At 60.9% G+C, this 22,536-nt stretch carries 24 protein-coding genes; 11 read left to right on the top strand and 13 right to left on the bottom strand.

Annotated elements, in window-relative coordinates:
* Positions 1–110: 110 nt before the first annotated feature.
* Positions 111–998: a threonine/homoserine exporter RhtA gene (rhtA, locus tag ACQZ2L_RS18290; protein ID WP_430327253.1), complete on the top strand. Its 888-nt coding sequence runs from the start codon at positions 111–113 to the stop codon at positions 996–998.
* A 187-nt stretch (positions 999–1,185) separates the two neighbouring features.
* Complete coding sequence (locus ACQZ2L_RS18285; RefSeq protein WP_430327252.1) at positions 1,186–1,467, top strand: hypothetical protein; 282 nt, start codon at positions 1,186–1,188, stop codon at positions 1,465–1,467.
* A 51-nt stretch (positions 1,468–1,518) separates the two neighbouring features.
* Here the strand turns inward: ACQZ2L_RS18285 and ACQZ2L_RS18280 are convergent, their stop codons facing one another.
* On the bottom strand, positions 1,519–3,327 hold the full coding sequence (locus tag ACQZ2L_RS18280) for an aminopeptidase P family protein (RefSeq protein WP_430327251.1): 1,809 nt from the start codon (positions 3,325–3,327) through the stop codon (positions 1,519–1,521).
* Positions 3,328–3,434: 107 nt separating this feature from the next.
* Entirely contained in the window at positions 3,435–3,767 is a 333-nt protein-coding gene (locus ACQZ2L_RS18275) for an antibiotic biosynthesis monooxygenase (protein ID WP_430327250.1), read from the bottom strand.
* Positions 3,768–3,889: 122 nt separating this feature from the next.
* Here ACQZ2L_RS18275 and soxR point away from each other — a divergent pair, with 122 nt between their 5' ends.
* Positions 3,890–4,363 carry a redox-sensitive transcriptional activator SoxR gene (gene soxR, locus ACQZ2L_RS18270; RefSeq protein ID WP_430327249.1) on the top strand — a complete coding sequence of 158 codons (474 nt, stop codon included), beginning with the start codon at positions 3,890–3,892 and terminating at the stop codon, positions 4,361–4,363.
* A gap of 75 nt (positions 4,364–4,438) precedes the next feature.
* On the top strand, positions 4,439–4,996 hold the full coding sequence (locus ACQZ2L_RS18265; RefSeq protein ID WP_430327248.1) for a cysteine hydrolase family protein: 558 nt from the start codon (positions 4,439–4,441) through the stop codon (positions 4,994–4,996).
* A 3-nt stretch (positions 4,997–4,999) separates the two neighbouring features.
* Here the strand turns inward: ACQZ2L_RS18265 and ACQZ2L_RS18260 are convergent, their stop codons facing one another.
* Positions 5,000–5,563 (bottom strand): helix-turn-helix domain-containing protein, encoded by a 564-nt coding sequence (locus ACQZ2L_RS18260; protein WP_430327259.1) that lies wholly within the window; start codon positions 5,561–5,563, stop codon positions 5,000–5,002.
* An 81-nt stretch (positions 5,564–5,644) separates the two neighbouring features.
* Between ACQZ2L_RS18260 and ACQZ2L_RS18255 the strand changes: the two genes are divergently transcribed.
* The 7 genes from ACQZ2L_RS18255 to ACQZ2L_RS18225 all read left to right on the top strand — a co-directional run bounded on the left by ACQZ2L_RS18255 (position 5,645) and on the right by ACQZ2L_RS18225 (position 12,797).
* Positions 5,645–6,589, top strand: coding sequence for a DMT family transporter (locus ACQZ2L_RS18255; RefSeq protein WP_430327247.1), 945 nt, complete (start codon positions 5,645–5,647; stop codon positions 6,587–6,589).
* Between the two features lie 150 nt (positions 6,590–6,739).
* A complete protein-coding gene (locus ACQZ2L_RS18250; protein ID WP_430327246.1) occupies positions 6,740–9,655 on the top strand; it encodes a monovalent cation/H+ antiporter subunit A in 2,916 nt (971 codons plus the stop codon).
* Positions 9,655–9,999, top strand: a complete 345-nt coding sequence (locus ACQZ2L_RS18245) for a Na+/H+ antiporter subunit C (protein WP_043213881.1) — start codon at positions 9,655–9,657, stop codon at positions 9,997–9,999. Before ACQZ2L_RS18250 ends, ACQZ2L_RS18245 begins: the two co-directional genes overlap by 1 nt.
* The gene (locus ACQZ2L_RS18240; RefSeq protein ID WP_430327245.1) at positions 9,996–11,675 is read left to right on the top strand and encodes a monovalent cation/H+ antiporter subunit D; all 1,680 of its coding nucleotides are present in this window, start codon (positions 9,996–9,998) and stop codon (positions 11,673–11,675) included. Before ACQZ2L_RS18245 ends, ACQZ2L_RS18240 begins: the two co-directional genes overlap by 4 nt.
* Entirely contained in the window at positions 11,672–12,160 is a 489-nt protein-coding gene (locus ACQZ2L_RS18235) for a Na+/H+ antiporter subunit E (protein ID WP_430327244.1), read from the top strand. Before ACQZ2L_RS18240 ends, ACQZ2L_RS18235 begins: the two co-directional genes overlap by 4 nt.
* A complete protein-coding gene (locus tag ACQZ2L_RS18230; protein WP_101318314.1) occupies positions 12,157–12,435 on the top strand; it encodes a K+/H+ antiporter subunit F in 279 nt (92 codons plus the stop codon). The genes ACQZ2L_RS18235 and ACQZ2L_RS18230 overlap by 4 nt, the downstream gene beginning before the upstream one ends.
* Positions 12,432–12,797: a Na+/H+ antiporter subunit G gene (locus ACQZ2L_RS18225; RefSeq protein ID WP_430327243.1), complete on the top strand. Its 366-nt coding sequence runs from the start codon at positions 12,432–12,434 to the stop codon at positions 12,795–12,797. Before ACQZ2L_RS18230 ends, ACQZ2L_RS18225 begins: the two co-directional genes overlap by 4 nt.
* Positions 12,798–12,821: 24 nt before the next feature.
* On the opposite strand, the gene ACQZ2L_RS18220 is transcribed toward ACQZ2L_RS18225, so the two are convergent.
* The 10 genes from ACQZ2L_RS18220 to ACQZ2L_RS18175 all read right to left on the bottom strand — a co-directional run bounded on the left by ACQZ2L_RS18220 (position 12,822) and on the right by ACQZ2L_RS18175 (position 22,528).
* Positions 12,822–13,031 (bottom strand): hypothetical protein, encoded by a 210-nt coding sequence (locus ACQZ2L_RS18220; protein ID WP_430327242.1) that lies wholly within the window; start codon positions 13,029–13,031, stop codon positions 12,822–12,824.
* Entirely contained in the window at positions 13,028–13,495 is a 468-nt protein-coding gene (locus ACQZ2L_RS18215) for a hypothetical protein (RefSeq protein ID WP_430327241.1), read from the bottom strand. The genes ACQZ2L_RS18220 and ACQZ2L_RS18215 overlap by 4 nt, the downstream gene beginning before the upstream one ends.
* A gap of 508 nt (positions 13,496–14,003) precedes the next feature.
* Entirely contained in the window at positions 14,004–14,198 is a 195-nt protein-coding gene (locus tag ACQZ2L_RS18210; RefSeq protein ID WP_430327240.1) for a hypothetical protein, read from the bottom strand.
* Positions 14,199–14,314: 116 nt separating this feature from the next.
* Complete coding sequence (locus tag ACQZ2L_RS18205; RefSeq protein ID WP_430327258.1) at positions 14,315–15,541, bottom strand: methyl-accepting chemotaxis protein; 1,227 nt, start codon at positions 15,539–15,541, stop codon at positions 14,315–14,317.
* A 578-nt stretch (positions 15,542–16,119) separates the two neighbouring features.
* Complete coding sequence (locus ACQZ2L_RS18200; protein ID WP_101318304.1) at positions 16,120–16,524, bottom strand: TraR/DksA family transcriptional regulator; 405 nt, start codon at positions 16,522–16,524, stop codon at positions 16,120–16,122.
* A 207-nt stretch (positions 16,525–16,731) separates the two neighbouring features.
* Positions 16,732–18,399 carry a PAS domain-containing hybrid sensor histidine kinase/response regulator gene (locus ACQZ2L_RS18195; protein ID WP_430327239.1) on the bottom strand — a complete coding sequence of 556 codons (1,668 nt, stop codon included), beginning with the start codon at positions 18,397–18,399 and terminating at the stop codon, positions 16,732–16,734.
* Positions 18,383–19,546, bottom strand: a complete 1,164-nt coding sequence (gene ercA, locus ACQZ2L_RS18190) for an alcohol dehydrogenase-like regulatory protein ErcA (protein ID WP_430327238.1) — start codon at positions 19,544–19,546, stop codon at positions 18,383–18,385. Before ercA ends, ACQZ2L_RS18195 begins: the two co-directional genes overlap by 17 nt.
* A 127-nt stretch (positions 19,547–19,673) precedes the next feature.
* The gene (gene pqqA, locus ACQZ2L_RS18185) at positions 19,674–19,745 is read right to left on the bottom strand and encodes a pyrroloquinoline quinone precursor peptide PqqA (RefSeq protein WP_009394664.1); all 72 of its coding nucleotides are present in this window, start codon (positions 19,743–19,745) and stop codon (positions 19,674–19,676) included.
* A gap of 299 nt (positions 19,746–20,044) precedes the next feature.
* Positions 20,045–21,565, bottom strand: a complete 1,521-nt coding sequence (gene exaC, locus ACQZ2L_RS18180) for an acetaldehyde dehydrogenase ExaC (protein WP_430327237.1) — start codon at positions 21,563–21,565, stop codon at positions 20,045–20,047.
* 189 nt (positions 21,566–21,754) lie between these two features.
* Positions 21,755–22,528, bottom strand: a complete 774-nt coding sequence (locus ACQZ2L_RS18175) for an enoyl-CoA hydratase (protein WP_314875549.1) — start codon at positions 22,526–22,528, stop codon at positions 21,755–21,757.
* Between the last annotated feature and the right edge of the window lie 8 nt (positions 22,529–22,536).

Genomic DNA, 22,536 nt, shown 5'->3' with positions numbered 1-22,536 from the left:
TTAATTCACCGACTGTATCAAACAACACTCTGCACGGGGTGCTTGCGGCAAATCGAGCAACCTGCGCACTATAGTGCGCATCGCGCCCACCACAGGATCCCCGCCGAATTATGAGCACCACGCCCCGCAGCATGGCCACCACGCTGTTCCCGATCGGCCTGCTATTAATAGCCATGGCATCCATCCAGTCAGGCGCATCCCTGGCCAAGGGCATGTTCCCCTTGATCGGCGCTCAAGGCACTACCACCCTGCGGCTGATTTTTGCCAGCGTGATCATGCTGCTCATTCTGCGCCCATGGCGGGCACGTATGAACAGCAGCACTTGGCGGAATGTGCTGATCTACGGGATGGCACTGGGCGGCATGAACCTCCTCTTCTATATGTCGCTGCGCACAGTGCCACTGGGCATCGCCGTGGCACTGGAATTCACAGGCCCACTGGCAGTAGCCATTTTTGCCTCGCGCCGTGCCATCGACTTTCTCTGGATCGCGCTGGCAATCGCGGGCTTGCTCTTGCTGATACCGGTGGGGCAAAGCGCAAGCGCTGTTGACCTGATCGGCGCCAGCTATGCGCTGGCCGCCGGAGTGTGCTGGGCGCTGTACATTCTTTATGGGCAAAAGGCCGGCGCCGAGCATGGTGTGCAGACAGCCGCACTCGGTGTCGTGATCGCCGCCTTGTTCGTTGCGCCGGTCGGCGTTATCCATGCAGGCACTGCACTCCTGAACCCGGCGCTGCTGCCTGTCGCTCTGGGCGTGGCGGTGCTGTCAACTGCCCTCCCCTACAGCCTGGAGATGGTTGCCCTGATGCGCATGCCAGCGCGCACGTTCGGTACCTTGATGAGTATCGAGCCAGCGTTCGGTGCTCTATCAGGTTTGCTGTTCCTCGGCGAAAAGCTCACCTCTGGGCAATGGTTGGCTATCGCTGCGATCATCACCGCTTCTGCTGGAGCTACACTGACCATGCGTAAGGAACCTGCACCCGCGGTCGTCGCTGACTGAATTGAGAAATATTTTCATTTGCCGTGTTTAGCGGTTGTACCGACCTGCTGGCCTGATTAAGCTGTCACAAAATCATAATCTCTACGCTATCTACTGTGCCGAACACGGATGCTGAGGTAAATTCAGGAAGAATCAGGCGAGGACGATGGGAGCAGGCATGCAGTCGCCCCCACATTTAAGGACAGGCATGAAACGTATTTTGCTCATCCTGGCTGTAATGGCCATCGCAGGGTGTGCCGCCACCGCACAGACTGAAGTCAAGCGTGGGAAAAAGGGTTTACACATCAATTGCTCCGGCCTTTCCTCTTCGTGGGAAAAGTGTAATGCCAAGGCGGCCAGTGCGTGCAGCAATCGCGGCTATAGAGTAGTGGCCCGCTCGGGCGATACTGACGAAGAACCGGGTGACTACCTGTTCGGGATCAACCCGGCTGGCTATACCAGCCGCAGCATGATCGTCATTTGCAAGTAATAACGCTGAAGGGTAGCCGAATGGCTACCCTTTTTACGTTGGAGCGCAGACTCAGACAGCCACCGTACGATCGCGCAACCACTGCAGTGCAGAACCCGCCAACAGAGGTGCCAACCGCTCGCTGACATGCGCATGATATTGGTTGAGCCAGCCTCTTTCCTCATCATTGAGCAATTCAATCAGCAGGCAGCGCGTATCGATCGGACACAAGGTCAAGGTTTCAAAAGCCAGAAAGTCGCCGAACTCGCTCCTGCCTGCTGCGCGATTGACCACCAGGTTTTCGATCCGTACGCCCCACTTGCCTGGCCGATAAGTGCCAGGCTCGATCGAGCTGATCATGCCCTCCTGCATCGCCGTGTGCGGCAACGCCTGGGCCTGGTAGGCAATGACCTGCGGCCCTTCATGCACATTCATGAAGTAGCCGACGCCGTGTCCAGTGCCATGACCGTAATCGACCTGATCAGCCCAGAGCGGCGTCCGTGCTATTGCGTCCAGCAACGGAGACAAAATGCCACGCGGGAAACTCGCTCGCGACAACGCGATCATGCCTTTGAGCACGCGAGTGCAATCCTCACGCTGTGCCCGGGTCGGCTGACCTACCGGGACCATCCGGGTAATGTCGGTCGTACCGCCCAGGTACTGGCCGCCCGAATCGATCAACAACAGCCCGTCGCCCTCGATTACCGCATGGGACTGCTCGGTAGCACGATAGTGCGGCATGGCGCCATTGGCATTGAAAGCGGCAATGGTCGAGAAGCTTAGTGAAACATAGCCAGGTCGCTGCGCTCGCGCCGCAGTCAGACGCTCGTCGATGGTCAACTCGGTGATCTGTTGTTTGCCAAGGTTGGCCTCGAACCAAGCAAAAAATTCACAGAGCGCAGCCCCGTCCTGCTCCATGACCTGACGAACATGCGCCAGTTCAGCATCGCCCTTGCACGACTTGCTCAACGTCGTCGGGTTGATCTGCTCGAGCAGCTTCACCTGCGCCCCGAGCCGACCGACCAGGCCACAGGTGACCCGGGCCGGGTCGATCAATACAGTGCTGCCACCCGCAATTGAGGCAAGCACGCGCCCTGCGTGGTGGTAGTCCTGCAGCTCGACACCGTCGGCCGCCAGTGCTTGACGCAGCTGGGCATCAACTTTGTTCAGGTCGACAAACAGCACCGCCTGTTGCTGACCAACCCATGCAAACGCGACGAAAACCGGGTTATAGGAAACGTCACTGCCGCGCAGATTGAACAACCAGGCGATGTCATCGAGGGTGGCAATGAAATGCCAATCGGCACCTTTGCTGCTCAAGGTACAGCGCAGCGCGTCCAGTTTTTCCGCTCGGGTGGCTGTGGCCTGGGGCGGCAAGTGCTCGTAGATTGGGGCAGCTGGCAGCGCTGGGCGTGATTCCCAGACTTGATCAAGCAGATCCTTGTCTGTCACCAACCGGATGCCGTTGGCTTGCAAACTCTGCTGAAGCTGCCGAGACGCGGTCACCGACAGCACAGCGCCGTCAACGGCAACCGTCGCCTGCGGCTGGAGATTGCTGCCGAGCCAATCGAACGGGCCTGAGCTACCTGGCATAAGCTTCATCAATTCTATGCCGCTGCCGGCGAGTTCGTTTGCAGCCTGTTCCCAGTAACGGCTGTCTACCCACAGCCCAGCGAAGTCAGCCAGTACCACCAATGTACCCACCGAGCCATGAAATCCGGACAGCCACTGACGACCTTGCCAGTGGCCCGGCAGGTACTCGGACAGGTGCGGGTCTGCCGAAGGCACCAGCAGTGCGTCCACACCCTCACTGGCCATTACCTCACGCACACGGGCGAGGCGCGACGGCACACTTTGCTGCAACTGGGACTGGCTATTCATGTCAAGTGCACTCCTGCGATGGCGACATCATCGGCGATCAAGCCAGTGATAATGGAGCAGCCTCCCGTCACTCGCAATTGGCATAGGTAACAGATGATTAGCGATGGCTACCAAGCGCCCGCGCCAACTTCACAATGCAGGCCGCCATCATTGCCACGCACCAGACTGCGCACAGCCTGATACGCGGCGAAGTTGACGCTCCTCGCCTGATGTTGCTCAAGCAGTTCGAGGAATGGCTCATCAGTGAAAGAGCCGCAGGCCGCTTGCCACTGTTCACGGTTCTGCCACTGTAAATGCTGCAGGACCCGCGTGCCGTCATCGCTGGCCTGAACACTTACCCGCACCAATGCCGGCCAGCGCGTGGCCAGTTGCTCGCTGCGCAACACCAGCGCGTTGGCAAGAGCAGCCTGACGGCTAGCCGGCACTTGATATTCGATCATTTGGGTAAACCATAGGGAATGCATCGCAGCGGCCACAGGCTGTCTCCTTTATGCAGTACTTGCAGTCATCATGGCCGGCAGGGTAAAACCTCGAGTTAAGTCAAGGTCAAGGATTAATTAGCATGCCAGCCATCCACGCCACCGATACCGAGCGCCAGCTCAGCGTCGGCCAACTGGCCAGTCGTAGTGGCGTCGCGGTTACCGCCCTGCACTTCTACGAAACCAAAGGCTTGATCCAAAGCACCCGCAACGCCGGCAATCAACGCCGCTACCCGCGTGCGATGCTGCGCCGGGTGGCGGTGATCAAGATGGCCCAGCGTCTGGGCATCCCGCTAGCCACCATCGCCAAAGCGCTATCCAGCCTGCCGCTGGGCCATACCCCGAATGCCGCTGACTGGCAGCGCCTGTCGGCCGGCTGGCGAGACGATCTCAGCCAGCGCATCGAAGAATTGACCCTGCTACGCGATCAACTGGACGGCTGCATAGGCTGCGGCTGCATGTCGCTGAAGGAGTGCCCGCTGCGCAACAATCACGATCATCTGGCGCTCGGCGGCCCTGGGCCGCATCCGTCAGATCCACCAACAACATTACTGTAGTTTTCCGTATCGCACCTGCCAGGCAATTCGCATCTATAACTAGTGTTCAACCTGACACCCGCCGCAGGAGGCAGCATGAGCAAACAGGCACTGATCGTCATCGATATCCAGAAAGACTACTTTCCTGGGGGCAAGTGGTGCCTCGACGGCGCTGATGCGGCCGCCGACAACGCCGCGTTGCTGCTCAATGCAGCGCGCAAGCGCGGCGACCTGATCGTGCATGTTCGCCATGAATTTACCAGCTCCGACGCGCCATTCTTTGCGCCGGGCTCAGCCGGAGCCGAAATTCACCCCAAGGCTGCTTCCCTCGGTGATGAGCCGGTGCTGCTCAAACAACAGGTCAATGCCTTTCAAGAGACCGGCCTTAAAGAACTGCTTGATGAGCACGCCGTGCAAGCCGTGACGATTGTCGGCAGCATGAGCCACATGTGTATCGATGCCGCCGTGCGCGCTGCCGCCGATTTTGGCTACAGCGTCACGGTCGCCCATGATGCGTGCGCCACACGAGCGCTGGAATTCAATGGCCAGCAAGTGCCAGCTGCCCAGGTGCATGCAACGTTCATGGCCTCACTGGCATTCGCTTACGCAACGGTGCAAAACACTGAGGAATGCCTGGCGGCCTACCAGCAGTGAGCTTCAGATCACAACATTGCGCACGAATCGCACGGGCAGCTCGCCGTCATTACGATAGGCATAGCGGCGGTTGCTGGCAAAGATGTGGAACTGCCCCGTCGCCAACTGCTGGGCCTGACCTTCGATGATCAGCGTCAAGCAGCCCTCGGCGATGTAGATCTGCTCGCTCCAGCCTTCGGCGTCTGCCTCGCTGGCGTAGGATTCGCCAGGGGCCAGCGTCCATTCCCATAACTCCACCTCGCGCCGCGCCGGGCTGCTCCCCAGCAACAAGGCTCTGCTGCCAGGATGCTCGCCGGCCCATGCCAGCTCTTCAATGCGGCTCGGATCGCGCTGCTCAGGAGCCTGAATCAACTGGCTGAACGCCACTCCCAAGGCCTCGGCGATCAAGTCGAGGGTGGTCAGGCTAACGTTCTTCTCACCGCCTTCGATGGCTACCAGCATGCGCCGACTGACTCCAGAGCGCTCGGCCAGGGCACTCTGGCTGAGGCCCGCCGCGCCACGCAATTGGCGAATGTTCTGACTAACGTGTTGGAGCACGGAAGCGCGATGCGTCGAGGTTTTGTGCACTATATTGCTCATCGGTAAGCCTTGCGCAGTATACTGCCCACTTTGCGGCGATTGTGCGCCGCCACTGTCGAGCGTGCAACCATGAGCCAGGCCCCCAGTCAGCCCAAGACCACTGTCAGTTTCCGCCTGAGCAAGGCAGAACTGGTACTGGTGTTCATCACTATGCTGTGGGGCGGCACCTTTCTCATCGTGCACAACGTCATGAGCGTCAGCGGCCCGATGTTCTTTGTCGGCCTGCGCTTCGCCGCGGCAGCCGTGTTCGTGGGCTTGGTTTCGGCAAGAGCGCTGGCGGGCCTGACCATGCTCGAACTCAAGGCCGGCGTTTTGATCGGCATCACCATCATGCTCGGTTACGGTTTGCAGACCATGGGCCTGCAAACGATCAACAGCAGCCAGTCGGCGTTCATCACTGCACTCTACGTACCGTTCGTACCACTGCTGCAGTGGCTGGTGCTGGGCCGACGCCCCGGTTTGATGCCGAGCCTCGGAATCTGCCTGGCATTTGTCGGCCTGATGCTGCTCGCGGGCCCCAGCAGCGCAGGCCTGCACTTCAGTGAAGGCGAACTGCTGACCTTGATCAGCGCCGTCGCGATTGCCGCTGAGATCATTTTGATCAGCCGCTATGCCGGCCAGGTCGATGTGCGCAGGGTGACGGTGGTGCAATTGGCCACGGCCTCGCTGCTGTCGTTTGCGATGATCGTGCCGACCAACGAGTCATTGCCTGATTTTTCCTGGCTACTGCTGACAAGCGCCCTCGGCCTGGGCCTGATGAGCGCGATCATTCAGGTAGCCATGAATTGGGCGCAAAAATCGGTTTCGCCCACTCGGGCAACCTTGATCTACGCGGGTGAACCGGTCTGGGCAGGCGTGGTCGGGCGTCTCGCCGGCGAGCGCCTGCCGGGGATGGCGTTGCTGGGCGGGCTGCTGATCGTGATTGCCGTAGTCATCAGCGAACTGAAGATCCGCCGCAGTGAGCGTTCTCAACAGGCAAATAGCGCGCCAGTCGACGGCGAAACCAGCCAGTAATGGAGAAAAGAACAGCTATCCTTTGTAAAAAGCTGTTATAAAAAAACTGCTTGTCACACCCCTTTTGTAGGATTCTGGCACAGCTTGCGTGTTGGTGATCAACCGTTCGGCACGTATTATCCTTACCAAACTCCTCCAGATTAGGTCGCTATGTCATTGATAGTGCTATTGCTTCTGCCCTTCGTTGGCAGTTGCCTGGCGGCCGTCCTGCCGCACAACGCAAGGAACGCCGAGTCAATTCTCGCCGGGCTGGTGGCCCTCGTCGGCACGGTCCAGGTGGCGCTGCTCTACCCTCAGGTCGCTCACGGTGGCGTGATCCGCGAGGAGTTTCTGTGGCTGCCAAGCCTGGGCTTGAACCTGGTGCTGCGCATGGACGGCTTTGCCTGGCTGTTCTCGCTGCTGGTGCTGGGCATCGGCACACTGGTGTCTCTATACGCGCGCTATTACATGTCGCCGCAAGACCCGGTGCCGCGCTTCTTCGCATTCTTCCTGGCGTTCATGGGCGCCATGCTCGGGCTGGTGATTTCCGGCAACCTGATCCAGCTGGTGTTCTTCTGGGAGCTGACCAGCCTGTTCTCGTTCCTGCTGATCGGCTACTGGCACCACCGCGCTGATGCCCGCCGCGGCGCCTATATGGCGCTGATGGTGACCGGCGCCGGGGGATTGTGCCTGCTTGTGGGTGCCCTGCTGCTCGGCCATGTGGTCGGCAGCTATGATCTGGACAAAGTGCTCGCGGCCGGGGAAACCGTGCGCCAGCATGCGCTGTATCCGGTATTGTTGCCGCTGATCCTGATTGGCGCGCTGAGCAAGAGTGCGCAGTTTCCATTCCAGTTCTGGCTGCCCCACGCCATGGCGGCGCCGACGCCAGTGTCGGCGTATCTGCACTCGGCAACCATGGTCAAGGCAGGCGTGTTCCTCATGGCTCGGCTGTGGCCCACTCTGGCTGGCACCGAGGAATGGTTCTGGATTGTCGGCGGCGCGGGTGCCATTACCCTGGTTCTGGGCGCCTTCGCGGCGATGTTTCAAAATGACCTCAAGGGCCTGCTGGCCTACTCGACCATCAGCCACCTCGGGCTGATCACCCTACTGCTCGGCCTGAACAGCCCGCTGGCGGCAGTCGCAGCAGTGTTCCACATTCTCAACCACGCGACCTTCAAGGCGTCGCTGTTCATGGCGGCCGGCATCATCGACCACGAGAGTGGGACACGCGATATCCGCCGTCTCAGCGGGTTGATGCGGCTTATCCCTTACACCGCGACCCTGGCCATGGTTGCCAGTGCGTCGATGGCCGGCGTGCCATTGATGAACGGCTTCTTGTCCAAGGAAATGTTCTTCGCCGAAACAGTGTTCATTTCCTCCACCGCCTGGGTCGAAGCGGCCTTGCCAGTCATCGCCACCCTGGCGGGCACCTTCAGCGTTGCCTACGCCCTGCGCTTTACCGTCGACGTATTCTTCGGCCCACCTGCCCAGGACCTACCGCATACACCCCACGAACCACCGCGCTGGATGCGGGCGCCGGTCGAGTTGCTGGTGCTGACCTGCCTGGTCGTCGGGATCTTCCCGGCCCAGTCAGTCGGCCCGCTGCTCGCCGCCGCCGCTCTGCCGGTAGTCGGCGGCACACTGCCAGAATACAGCCTGGCCATCTGGCACGGCTGGAATGCGCCTTTGATCATGAGCTTGGTGGCGATGTGCGGTGGCGTGATGCTGTACCTGCTGTTGCGCAAGCAACTGCGCCTGGGCAGATTCCCGTACCCGCCACTGATCGAACGCTTCAATGGCAAGCGCCTGTTCGAACATGGGCTGGTCAGGTTGATGCTGATTGCGCGTCATGTAGAGGCAGCGCTGACTACCCGACGCTTGCAGAAACAACTGTTCATGCTCGTGCTGGCGGCGTTTATCGCTGGCCTGACGCCGCTGCTGTACAGCGGCTTGAGCTGGGGTGATCGACCGAAGATACCTGGCTCCGGGGTGTTCGTAGCCTTGTGGGTGATTGCCATTGCCTGCGCCATCGGGGCTGCCTGGCAGGCCAAGTATCATCGTCTTGCGGCACTGACCATGGTCAGCGTCTGCGGCCTGATGACCTGCATTACCTTCGTCTGGTTCTCGGCCCCTGACCTGGCCCTGACTCAGTTGGCGGTTGAAGTCGTTACCACGGTACTGATCCTGCTCGGCCTGCGCTGGCTGCCTCGCCGTATCGAAGGTGTCTCGCCTCTGCCCGGCAGTCAGGAACGGGCGCGCCTGCGCCGCCTGCGTGACCTGCTGTTGGCCGTGTTGGTCGGTGGCGGCATGGCCCTGCTGTCCTACTCGATGCTGACCCGGCCTACGCCCAACGATATCTCCTCGTTCTACTTGAGCCGGGCACTGCCCCAAGGCGGCGGGACCAATGTGGTCAATGTGATGCTGGTGGACTTCCGCGGCTTCGACACCCTCGGCGAGATCACCGTGCTGGTTGCCGTGGCGCTGACCGTGTTCGCCCTGCTGCGCCGCTTCCGCCCACCCAAGGAAAGCATGCAACTGCCGGCGCAGCAGCGCCAGTTGGCCCCGGATGTGGTTACCGACCTGATCAACCCGCGGCATGCCACCGACACGGCAATGGGCTTCATGATGGTGCCCGCGGCGTTGGTGCGGCTGTTGCTGCCGGTGGCCCTGATGGTGTCGATGTACCTGTTCATGCGCGGTCACAACCAACCGGGGGGTGGCTTCGTCGCCGGCCTGGTGATGTCGGTGGCATTCATCCTGCAGTACATGGTGGCGGGCACCCAATGGGTGGAGGCGCAGATGAGCCTGCGGCCGCTGCGCTGGATGGGCACCGGCCTGCTCTGCGCAACGCTGACCGGCGCTGGCGCGATGCTACTGGGCTATCCGTTCCTGACCACCCATACCGCACACCTGCACCTGCCGCTGCTGGGTGACGTGCACGTAGCCAGTGCACTGTTCTTCGACATCGGCGTGTACAGCGTGGTGGTAGGTTCGACCTTGCTGATTCTGACGGCCTTGGCCCACCAATCAGTGCGCGCCTATCGCCCCGGCAGCGCACAGAAATCCAGCCAGACAGGAGCCGCCTGATGGAAGAAGTCATTGCAGTAGCCATCGGTGTTCTGGCCGCGTCCGGGGTCTGGCTGATCCTGCGGCCACGTACCTATCAGGTGATCATGGGGCTGTGCCTGCTGTCCTACGGGGTCAACCTGTTCATCTTCAGCATGGGCAGCCTGTTCATCGGTAAAGAGCCGATCATCAAGGAAGGCGTGACACAGGACTTGTTGCACTACACAGACCCATTGCCACAAGCATTGGTGTTGACCGCGATCGTCATCAGCTTTGCCATGACCGCGTTGTTCCTGGTTGTGCTGCTGGCCTCGCGCGGGCTGACCGGCACTGACCACGTCGATGGCCGGGAGCGTGAAGAATGAGCTGGATGAATCAATTGATCGTCGCACCAATCCTGTTGCCGCTGGTGACAGCGGCGATTATGTTGCTGCTGGGTGAGAAACATCGGCGGATCAAGGCCCACCTCAACCTGCTGTCGAGCATTATCGGCCTGGCGATTGCGCTGACGCTGCTGAACTGGGTGCGCAGCCAGGGCCAGGCCGAGTCTATCGGTGTTTATTTGCCCGGTAACTGGTCAGCCCCATTCGGCATCGTGCTGGTGGTCGACCATCTCTCGGCATTGATGCTGAGCCTGACCGGCGTGATCGGCGTCAGCGCCCTGCTGTTCGCCCGGGCGCGCTGGGACGGCGCCGGGGCGAGTTTTCATGCGTTGTTCCAGATCCAGCTGATGGGTCTGTATGGCGCATTCCTCACCGCCGACCTGTTCAACCTGTTCGTATTCTTCGAGGTGCTGCTGGCAGCGTCATATGGCCTGCTCCTGCACGGTTCAGGGCGGGCTCGGGTCAAAGCGGGCTTGCACTACATCGCCATCAACCTGTTCGCCTCTTCGCTGTTTCTGGTCGGTGCAGCCATGCTCTATGGCGTCACCGGCACACTGAACATGGCCGACCTGGCCTTGAAGATCCCGCTGGTTCCTGAGGCTGATCGTGGCCTGCTGCACGCCGGCGCAGCCATTCTGGCGATGGCGTTCCTGGCCAAGGCCGGGATCTGGCCGCTGAATTTCTGGCTGGTACCGGCCTACTCCTCGGCGAGCGCACCGGTCGCCGCCCTATTCGCAATCATGACCAAGGTCGGCCTGTACGCCGTACTGCGGCTGTGGACGTTGCTGTTTTCCGGGCAAGCCGGCGCGTCGGCGCACTTTGGCGGCGAATGGCTGGTCTACGGCGGCCTGGCGACCCTGGCGGTCGCCGCGGTGTCGATTCTGGCCGCACAGCGCCTGGAGCGTATGGCAGCGCTGAGCATTCTAGTTTCAGCCGGCACCTTGATGGCAGCGATAGGTTTTGGTCAGCCCATTCTGACCGGCAGCGCGCTGTTCTACCTGGTCAGCTCGACCCTGGCCCTGTGCGCGTTGTTCCTCCTGGCGGAGTTGATCGAGCGCTCGCGCTCGGCCAACGAGACGCCGCTGGATGATGACGAAGGCCTGTCGCCGCCACTGCTGGAGTCTCTGCATCCACCCAAGGGCATCAACCTGGACGATCAGCAGAAGGCGGTAATCGGCCAGATCATTCCGTGGACCATGGCATTCCTGGGTTTAAGCTTTATTGCCTGCGCGCTGTTGATCATCGGCATGCCGCCGCTGTCGGGCTTCATCGGCAAGCTGAGCCTGATCAGCGCGCTGTTCAACCCGCTGGGCCTGGGTGTCGCCCCGGAGCAGCCACTGTCGGCGGCCGGCTGGTGCCTGGTCGCGTTATTGGTGCTTTCCGGCATGGCGTCATTGATCGCTTTTGGCAGGGTTGGCATTCAGCGCTTCTGGAAGCCCGAAGAGCGCCCTTCGCCACTGCTGCGCCGCTATGAGTGCCTGCCGATCGCGATTCTGCTGGGTCTGTGCCTGTTCCTCAGCGTCAGGGCAGAACCGCTGCTGCGCTACACCCAGGACACTGCCGCAAGCCTGCAAGCACCGCAGGCATACATTGAGGCAGTCATGGGCTCGATGCCGATTCCAGGTCCAACCACCTTCAACACCGAGGCGCAGCCATGAACCGTCTGTTACCCGCTCCGCTGCTGTCGGTTGCGCTGTTTGCGTTGTGGCTGTTGCTGAACCTCTCGATCAGCCCTGGCAACCTGCTGCTCGGCGCCTTGCTGGCGATTCTCGCGCCCATCCTGCTGGCCCCACTGCGCCCGCAACATGCGCACGTGAAACGGCCGTGGGTGGTTGCCAAACTGATCGGCCGGGTAGGTCTGGATGTCATCACCTCCAACCTGCAAGTTGCCCGCGGCGTTCTGTCGGCAAAGCGCCGGCCGCCACGATCGGCATTCGTCCACATTCCACTGGCACTGCGCGATGTGCATGGCCTGGCCGCCTTGTCGATGATCACCACAGTGGTGCCCGGCACGGTCTGGTCAGAACTTGCTCTGGACCGCAGCATGCTGCTGCTGCACGTGTTCGATCTGCGTGATGAGGCGCAGTTCATCGAGCACTTCAAGCACACCTATGAACGCCCGCTGATGGAGATATTCGAATGACAGGCCTGCTCGCCAACGCGATTCTCGCCAGCTTGTTCATCTTCACCATTGCCATGGCGCTGGCTTTGGTCAGGTTGTTCCGCGGCCCTTCTGCCCAGGATCGGGTTCTGGCCCTGGATTACCTGTACATCCTGGCCATGTTGATGATGCTAGTGCTGGGCATTCGCTATGCCAGCGATACCTATTTCGAAGGCGCATTGCTGATTGCCTTGTTCGGCTTCGTCGGCTCATTCGCCTTGGCCAAATTCCTCCTGCGCGGTGAGGTAATAGAATGACCGAAGCTCTGCAACTGCCGTTTTGGCTCGAACTCACAACCGCAGCGTTACTGCTGATAGGCAGCCTGTTCGCGTTGATTGGTGCAATCGGTCTGGTGCGGCTGAAAGACTACTTCCAGCGGATGCACCCACCTGCACTGGCTTCAACTATCGGCGCCTGGTGCGTGAGCCTGGCATCGATCCTGTATTTTTCATGGTTGAAGCAGGGGCCAATCGTGCATGCCTGGCTGATCCCGATTCTGCTGTCGATAACCGTGCCGGTTACCACCTTGCTGTTGGCCCGCGCAGCGCTGTTTCGCAAACGTGCGGCAGGCGAGAACGTGCCTGCCGAGATCAGCGGCGGCAATAACCAGGGCAATTGAGATACCCGCCAGGCCGGCCCGAGCCTAGCGATTCAGTCGCTGCAGTTCGCGCCGGACCATTGCAGCCAAGGGCGCAGGCGTAATCTCATATAACTGGCCGGCAACCCAACTCAGCCAGGCGCTGCCCATCACTGCGCGCTGGGCCAGCAGCCGCTCGGCATGCGCCACCGCCTGTGACTCGAACTGGCGGTGAAACTCCGCCCGTCCCTGGGCAGGCAATCGGTCATCACTCACTCGCTGGCCTTGAACGTCGTCAACTCACCCTTGCGCCACTTGGCAACCTTGCCGGTCACTGCCTTGAGCAGCTTGCCCAGGCCATCCTGCACTTGCTGCTGAGCGGCAAAGACCAACATCACGCCATGGCCGTTACGAAACACGATGCCCTCACCTTCCGCCACTTTGACGAAAGCATAATCGCCCCCGTAGACATTCAGCTTGAGCTCGCGAAAACGCAGCTCCAGCTTGCCACCCTCGCGACTGGGTAGAACTGCGGCGCGGAAATGATCACCTACTTTCAGCTCAAGGCGCTGCTTGTCATCCACCACCAACGAGCTTTCGGTATCGATCTCGGCCATGTACAAGCCGTCCGGGCTTTGCTCGGTGACATAAACGAAACGCCCGTGAAACAACTGGGCCAACTTGCCACGCAAGTCGCCCAATGCAAATAACGCATGGGTATCAAGAGTACTGACTGCCAATCTCAAATCCTCAAACAGGGTTACAAGCGCCACACCCGAATTGATCGGCGGCGCAGCCATTTCAGATCGCTGCTGAAAGACTAATGAAATAGAGCACGAGCGGCCCGTACATAAAGACTACGCAGCAGGCAGGATTTCTAACCCCGCTGTGCCAGCTAGATCCGCACATCACATTTCGGCAATTTTCCCACAACGCAGGCGTAAATGCCGACTTCAACACTGCCGGTAGACATGCAATAGATAGCGACAGGTCCCAGGCCTGACGGCCCAAGGCAACCCTCTGCGCGTTACACGGGAGAAATATGCACGAAAATACTGAAATCCGTCGAGGCCCAAGCGACATTTATTGCCTGACCAGCGCTGCAGACCGGCCCAGATTTCGGGTAGTGGCTGCCGGCATCGCCTTTTTTCACGTAACCGACAGCGCTACCGGCCGGGTCAGAGGTTTTCGCCGCCGGCACAGCGATGCGTGTGAGCTGGCGCGCTTCCTGGAGGGCTGAAAAGGCTTTCAGGCTGCCTGTGTTCGGCCCAGCTGGGCCTGCCAGGCAGCTTGACAATCCAGCGCCTCTTGGCGACTGGCAAACGCCGTACCACGACGCTCGCCATTCACCAGCACGACCCAGCAGACCCGCAGGCCCCGCGCCTGCAATGCTGCCGGTACACCGGAGCCGATCATCACTGCGACATCGATCTGGCTATTCATCATCCCCTCCGGAATTTAATTAGCAACCTAACGATATCACCATGATACGCATCAACCGCAACTACAAACAGCGCGGCCTGGTACATCTGTATTGCATCAGCGGCAATAAACCCCGCTCAGTTCAGACCAGGCTCGGGCTTGTAGCCCAGACGCAGGCCACCCCAGTGCTTACCGTTGATGAACAGCGGCACCGACAGGTCATGCATGAGTTCGCCGGTATCGCGGCTGTAGGTTTGCAACAGCAACCGCTGCTTATGGTTGCCACAGCGGATACCGGTGCGGTCGTCGAACTTGCGCTTGCTGCGGTTGTGCGCGGTGTCATGCAGCGGGTCGCCGGTCAGGGGCAGGTTGAACGCCGCGTTGTGGGTCGGAACGTAGCCCTCGCCAGTGCAGGCAATCGCGTGGACCAGCCCCTCATGCTGGGCCAGCAGCGGCTCCTGCAATTGGGGCAGCACCGTATCGGTGTACTGGTCAAAGCGGGTGGTAAAGCGCGGCGGCTGCATGTTCAGGATGGGTTGGTAGCGCCGATCGAACAGCGCCTCTTCGCTAATCAGACCTTGCTCGATATCCTGCTCGAAGCGGGCAGCGATACTCCGCGCGCCCTGCTCGGCAAGCGCAAAGATGCGCTGGTGGTAGTCATCCAGGCCCACCTCAGCAAGCCGCTCGCTGAGCGCCTCGGCCTGGCGTTCCATGTGCACCGCTGCCTGAGCAAGCGTGCGCGTTTGCCCATCGCTGAGCTCCAGATCAGTGCGCACCTGCCCAACCGCCTGGAACAGGTTATCCAGTTGTTGCTGGTTGATCTGGGTCCCCTCGGCGATCTCGTCAACCTGCAGCTCCACAGAGGCCGCCAGCTTGGCGATCAAGGTCAACTGCTCGCCAGTTTGCTCGACCTGAACCAGGTCAGCGCTCAAATCCCCGGCCAGGCTACGAATCTGCTCGACCACCTCAGCGGTGCGGGCCTGAATATCGGCGACCATCGCGCCTACTTCGCCAGTAGCGGTAGCGGTGCGCCCGGCCAGCCCGCGCACTTCATCGGCAACCACTGCAAAGCCACGCCCGTGCTCGCCGGCCCGGGCCGCCTCGATCGCCGCGTTGAGCGCGAGCAGGTTGGTCTGGCTGGCGATGGCCTGGATCACCAGGGTGACCCGAGCGATATCTTCGCTGCGCTGGTGCAGGGCTTCGATCAACTCGCGACTGGCCGTGGCCCGGGCGCTCAACTGGTGCATGCGCTGGATCGACTCGGCCAGTACCTGCTGACCTGCCGCACTGTTGGAATGTGCTGAACGGGCCGCCTGCAACGCCTGCTGGCTGAGCTGAGCGGTGGCTTTCTCGGTGCCGATCATGATCTGTGCACTGTCAACGATCTGATCGGCGGCGCCCAGTTGCGACTGCAATCGAGTGGCCAACTGTTGTACCGAAAAAGCCATGGAGGCGGCAGACAAGGCGTTATGGCTGGTGCTGCGCGCCAAGGTTTGGGTTAGCTCATTGTGCGCTGGTGAAGACGGCTCGGCGTTTCTTGGCTGGGCTGCCTTGCGTCGCCAACCCGGCAACCAGAGCACCAATAATGCCAGCGGCAGGGCCAGATAGAACGCCAATTGAGCAAACGTCATGGCCGCCAGCACGGCAGCCAGCGCCGCGCCCTGCAACGCGGCAATCCCTGGCAGGACCGGGCGTTTTGCGGGTTGCGGCAAGTTACAGGTGGGCACAGATCCATCACGCATCATGTTGAGGGTCCATCCGCTAGGGCATTATTGTGCTCCCATTAGACGCCACTATAACGCCACTATCTATACTTCCTTCGGCTTAACGAGCACAGACTTGATGCAGAGCAAACATCAAAGCGCCCAGCAACCAAAGTAGTGCCGAACAAATGCAAAAAGCCCCAGGGATCGCTCCGTGGGGCCATGCATGCTGCGATCGATCAGATCTGGCGCTGGTGGCGACCGATCTGTTCGTGGCGCTCTTGCGCTTCGATGCAGTACTTGGTGGTCGGGCTGATCAGCAGACGCTGCAGGCCAATCGCCTCACCGCTGTCTTCGCACCAGCCAAAATCACCGTCGCCAATACGGCCGAGGGCCATCTCCAGCTGCGGCAGCAAGCGCTGGTCGCGCTCGATACCGTTGACCAGCCAGTGACGCTCTTCTTCGACCGACGCCACGTCGGCCGGGTCCGAAGGGGTATCCAGGCTTTCGATGGTGATGCGGCTCTGTTCGATGCGCTCGTGGGTTTCTACCTTCATCGCTTGCAGCAGCTGGGTGAAGAACTCCAACTGGGCAGCGTTCATGTAGTCATCGGCCGACATGGCCAGCAACTGTTCCTTGGTCATCGATTTCTCTATGAAAAAATGTGCATTGGGCGATTCGGGTGTCGCTCAGGCCGGTGCCTGCGCAACAGAATTCTTCAAGCGCCAACCGGCACTCTTTTACAGGGGGCGGCAGTCTAAGGCGCCAAGGCGCAACGGGCAACAGGGATTACCGGGCAATTGTCTGAAATGATGTACAAGGTCCATCAGTATCCCCTGCTCCAGCCACAGTCACTGTGCCAGCAATTGGCTGAGCACAGCGCGCAGTTTGCCTGGCTTGACCGGTTTGTTCAGCAGCGGTGCCTTCAGCCGCTGCATGGCCCGCCGGCTCTGCTCGCTGCGATCAGCGGTAATCATCACCGCCGGAATCGCGCAGGCGAAGTGCGCCCTGAGGTCGCGAACAACATGGCAGCCCGTCAGGCCTTGATCAAGGTGAAAATCCGCCAGCACCAGTTCCGGTGGCCGCCCCTGCAGGACCTGCAGCGATTCGTGCAGATCCCCAGCGGTCAATACCTCGCAGCCCCACTGGCCGAGAAGGGCCGCCATGCTCTGGCGGATACTCAGCTCGTTGTCCAGCACCAGCAGGCGCCGCCCAGGCAAAGGGTCGCCGACACTGGCCTGCGCAATCGGCAAGCCCGCCGGCGCCGGCTCCTGACTGGAGATCGGCACTTCGATACTGAACACCGAACCGCGGCCCGGCCAGGAGCGTACGCCGATGTTGCACTCAAGGATGCGTGCGATCCGCTCGACGATTGCCAGCCCCAGCCCGACCCCTTTGCGATCGGCAGCCCGGCCGACATCCAGCTGGTTGAATTCGAGAAAGATTGACTGCAAGCGCTCGGCGGCGATGCCACGGCCGCTGTCCCAGACTTCGATGCTGAGCTTGTCGCCGCGCCGCCGCCAGCCCAGCAGCACCCGCCCCTGCTCGGTGTAACGGCAGGCATTGCTGAGAAAGTTGCGCAGTATCCGCGTCAGCAAGCGCAAATCGGTGTGTATCACCGGCTGCCCACCACGCACCCGCAGCGACAGCCCGGCTGCCTCGGCAACCGGCTGAAACTCCGACTCCAGCGGTAACAGCAGATCATCGAGCCGATAACAGTCGAAGTCGGGCTTGATGGTCGCGTGATCCAGGCGGGAAATATCCAGCAGGTCGCTGAGCAAGTCTTCAGCGCCTTCCAGTGCCTGGTGCGCACGCTCGACCAGCAGGCCTTCGGCCGCGGCCAGGTCGCGTTCGCGCAAGGTCGAAATCAACAACCTGGCGGCATTCAACGGCTGCAGCAGGTCGTGGCTGGCCGCAGCCAGATACTTGTCCTTGCTCAGGTTCGCCGCCTGGGCGGCGTCGCGCGCCTCGATCAGCTCATTGGTACGTTCGGCAACCCGTTGTTCAAGCTGGTCATTGAGCTGCTGCAGGCGTGCCTGAGCCTGCTTGCGCTCGGTGATATCCGCCACGAAGCCTTCGACCACGCCGGGTTCGTCCGGACGCGAGAGCAGGTTCATCAGCACATCGACGCTGCTGCCATCACGGCGGCGCAGGCGGGTCTCATAGGCCAGCAACGCGCGCTCGCGCTGGAGGGTAGTAACGATCTCGGCCAACTCATCGGTACCCCGATCGAACAGCAAGCTGGCCAGATCGCTGCGCGAGAACAGCAATGCCTGCGCGTGGTCGTAGCCGAGCATGCGCGCCAGCGCCGGATTGGCTGCACGCATGCCGTCCTCGAGGCTGGCCTGAAAGATGCCGTGCACGGCGTGTTCGAACAGCCAGGTATAGCGATTGCGTTCCGCTTCCAGCTCTTCCAGGCGCACTGCCAGTTCTGGGTAATGGCTCTTGCGCACCGTGTGGTTGGATAACCCCAACAACCCAGCCAAGGCATCGGCGCCAGGCTCAGAGGGCCTCGCCATAGACCACCTCGACATCTCGCAGGCTCGAACTGCGCGGATTGGTCAGAATGCACGGATCGCCCATCGCATGGCGTGACAGGAACGGGATATCGCTGCTGCCGACGCCATGCAAGCCAAGGGTTTCGTGGAAACCCACCGCATGCTTGAGCGCGATCAGGTGGTCGACCAGACGCTTGCGCACCTGTTCATGATTGAGCCCACGACAATCAATCCCCAGCGTCTGCGCAATCACCTTGAAGCGCTCTGGCGCCGCACTGTAATTGAACGCCACCACATGCTCGACCAGCACCGCATTGCACAACCCATGGGGCAGGTCGAGAAAACCACCAAGGCTGTGCGACATGGCGTGCACGGCGCCAAGAATGGCATTGGAAAACGCCAGGCCCGCCTGCATGCTGCCGAGCATGACCTTTTCGCGCAGGGCAATATCGTTGGGGCTGGCGATCATCTGCACCAAGTTGCCGTTGATCAGGCGCATGGCCTCCAGCGCATGCGGGTCGGTCAGCGGGCCATGCCCGGTCGACACGAACGCCTCGATGGCATGCACCAAGGCGTCAATGCCGGTGCAGGCGGACAAGAACGGATCCATGCTCAGGGTGGTTTCAGGATCGATCAACGACACGTCCGGCACCACCGCCTTGCTGACGATGGAAAACTTCATCCGTTGCTGCTGGTTGGAAATGATCACGAACTGCGACACGTCCGCTGAGGTGCCTGCCGTGGTGGGGATCAGAATCAGCGGTGGGCTCGGCACGCGAATGGTGTCGACACCTTCGAACTCGAGAATATGCCGGCCATGGGCGACCACGATGCCGATGGCCTTGGCGCAGTCCATCGGGCTGCCACCACCGACGGCGACAATCACGTCGCACTGTTCGCTGCGGTAGCGCTCGGCGCCGGCCATGACTTCTTCAACACGGGGGTTGGGCGAGACATCGGTATGCAGGCAGTAGTCGATACCCTGCCCCTGCAGGCTGGCCTCGACGTCGGCGACCCAGCCGGCAGCCAGCACGCCGGGGTCACTGACCAGCAGTACCTTGCGCGCGCCGAAGGTCCGCGCATAGTTGGCAACGTGATGCCTGCAGCCGGCACCAAAGATGATTTCCGGGGAAACGAACTTGCGCAACTGGCTCGGATTCGCGCTCATGCAACGCCTATTGTTTTTTTGAGGGTGAAGCTCAGCCTAAAGCATCCTGAAGGGTTTGCAATCGGATCGGCGCGCACTGGCAGCGGCCTGACAGCGCGGAAAGGGCCGCGTGGCGGCCCCAGAAGATTCAGCGGTTGGCGAAATACATCGTGACTTCAAAACCAATACGCAGATCAGTGAACGCGGGTTTTTTCCACATGGGTTCATCCTCTTCTGGCACCACAGGATTGCGGTGCGTCTATTGATACACCGTTTCCGGTGTAATGCCATTGCTACTTTGGAACCATTAGTTACGGAATCTTCTTTACTTGGGGGCGCTTCGCACCCCTTTCGCGACACAAGGCCGCTCCTACAAAAAGCGAGACCACATTCCAACGCGGTCCCTGTAGGAGCGGCCTTGTGTCGCGAAAGGGGCGCAAGGCGCCCCCAGCCTACTCGGCTCATCCGCAATTTTAGAAAACGTAAATAAGTCGCACCTCAGGACCAGTTACCGCTGGTTCAGAAGAACCCGAGCGGGTTGATGTCGTAGCTGACCAGCAGGTTCTTGGTCTGCTGATAGTGGTCGAGCATCATCTTGTGCGTCTCGCGGCCCACGCCAGACTTCTTGTAGCCGCCGAACGCCGCGTGCGCTGGATACAGGTGGTAGCAGTTGGTCCAGACTCGCCCAGCCTTGATCCCGCGGCCCATGCGATAGGCGCGGTTGATATCACGCGTCCAGACCCCGGCGCCGAGGCCGAACTCGGTATCGTTGGCAATTGCCAGTGCCTCGGCCTCATCCTTGAAGGTGGTCACGCTGACTACCGGGCCGAAGATTTCTTCCTGGAACACGCGCATGCCGTTATGGCCCTTGAGCAGGGTCGGCTGCAGGTAGTAACCGCCAGCCAGATCACCTTCAAGCCGCTCGACGTGACCGCCGGTGAGCAGCTCGGCGCCTTCCTGTTCGGCTACTTCGAGGTAGGTGAGAATGCGGTCGAACTGTTGCTGCGAGGCCTGCGCGCCGACCATGGTCTCGGTGTCGAGCGGGTTGCCACGCTTGATCTTGCGGATCTTCTCCAGCACCACCTGCATGAACTGCGGATAGATCGACTCCTGCACCAGCGCGCGCGATGGGCAGGTGCACACTTCGCCCTGGTTGAAGAACGCCAGCACCAGCCCTTCGGCGGCTTTGTCGATAAAGGCCGGTTCGGCCTGGAGAATATCTTCGAAGAAGATGTTCGGCGACTTGCCACCCAGCTCCACAGTGGACGGAATTATGTTCTCGGCAGCGCACTTCATGATGTGCGAGCCCACCGGGGTCGAGCCGGTGAAGGCAATCTTGGCGATCCGCTTGCTGGTGGCCAGCGCTTCGCCCGCCTCGCGGCCATAGCCATGGACGATGTTGAGCACACCGGCGGGCAGCAAGTCGCCTACCAGCTCTACCAGCAAAGTGATTGATTGAGGCGTCTGCTCGGCAGGCTTGAGGATTACGCAGTTACCGGCAGCCAGCGCTGGGGCGAGCTTCCAGGCGGCCATCAGCAGCGGGAAGTTCCACGGAATGATCTGCCCGACCACCCCCAACGGCTCATGCAGATGGTAGGCCACGGTGTTCTGATTGATCTCGGCCGCGCCGCCTTCCTGAGCGCGGATGCACCCGGCAAAGTAGCGGAAATGATCGGCGGCCAACGGCACATCGGCGTTGAGCGTTTCGCGGATTGGCTTGCCGTTATCCCAGCTCTCGGTAATCGCCAGCTGCTCGAGGTGCGCTTCAATGCGGTCGGCGATCTTCAGCAGAATCAACGAACGGTCCTGTACCGACGTATGCCCCCAGGACTCGGCCACCGCATGCGCGGCATCCAGCGCCGCGTCGATGTCCTCGGCACCAGAGCGCGGGAATTCGGCAATCGGCTGGCCATTGACTGGCGAGGTGTTGGTGAAGTACTCGCCCTTGATCGGCGGCACGAACTGCCCGTTGATGTAGTTGCCGTAGCGCAGCTTGAATTGAACAAGGGCACCGGCGGTGCCGGGAGCGGCGTAAATCATGAAAGCCTCGACTGTCCATGGCCCGTCGGCGCGACAGGCAATGAGCCGATACTAGGCAGTGCGAAGGCCTGCTTGAATCATGCGAAGGGCCAAGCGCTGTGCTTCCTTGGTCGCAAGCCGGCGGCGGATCATTGGTATTGAGTGGGAGCGGTTGCAGGCATCCGCCCCACCTGCAACCACGCGCCGTTGTCAGGCGTCCTTGAACTGCGCCTCGCGCTTGGCGATAAACGCCGCCATGCCTTCTTTCTGGTCGTGAGTCGCAAAGGCTGCATGGAATACCCGACGCTCGAAGCGCACACCTTCGCTGAGGGTGACTTCAAAGGCGCGGTTGACGCTCTCTTTGACCATCATGCTAATCGGGATCGACTTGGCGGCGATGCTTGCCGCCACCTTCAAGGCTTCTTCAAGCAACTCGGCCTGCGGGATGACGCGTGCCACCAGCCCTGCGCGTTCGGCTTCCTCGGCGCCCATCAAACGACCGCTCAGGCACAGCTCCATGGCTTTGGCCTTACCTACGGCACGGGTCAGCCGTTGGGTGCCGCCCATGCCCGGCAGCACACCGAGGTTGACTTCTGGCTGACCGAACTTGGCGTTGTCGGCGGCGAGGATGAAGTCGCACATCATCGCCAGCTCACAGCCCCCGCCCAGGGCAAAACCAGACACCGCGGCGATGATCGGCTTGCGCCGATTGGCGATCCGATCGGACTCGCTGAACAGGTCGTCAAGGTAGATCTGCGGGTAGCTCAGCTCGGCCATTTCCTTGATGTCGGCACCGGCAGCAAAGGCCTTGGCAGAACCAGTGAGGACCACGCAGCCGATCTGTGGGTCTTGCTCCAACTGGTCCAGCGCCTGGTTGATTTCCGCGATGATCTGCGCGTTAAGGGCGTTCAGTGCCTGCGGCCGGTTGAGGGTGATCAGGCCGACCTTGCCGTGGATGTCCAACAGAATGGTTTCGAATGCCATGCAGGTTG

The organism is Pseudomonas shirazensis (assembly GCF_050496565.1).
In the GTDB taxonomy this organism is placed as follows: domain Bacteria; phylum Pseudomonadota; class Gammaproteobacteria; order Pseudomonadales; family Pseudomonadaceae; genus Aquipseudomonas; species Aquipseudomonas shirazensis_A.
Note: the sequence above shows the minus strand (reverse complement) of the source record. Positions and strands in the feature narration are given on the sequence as shown.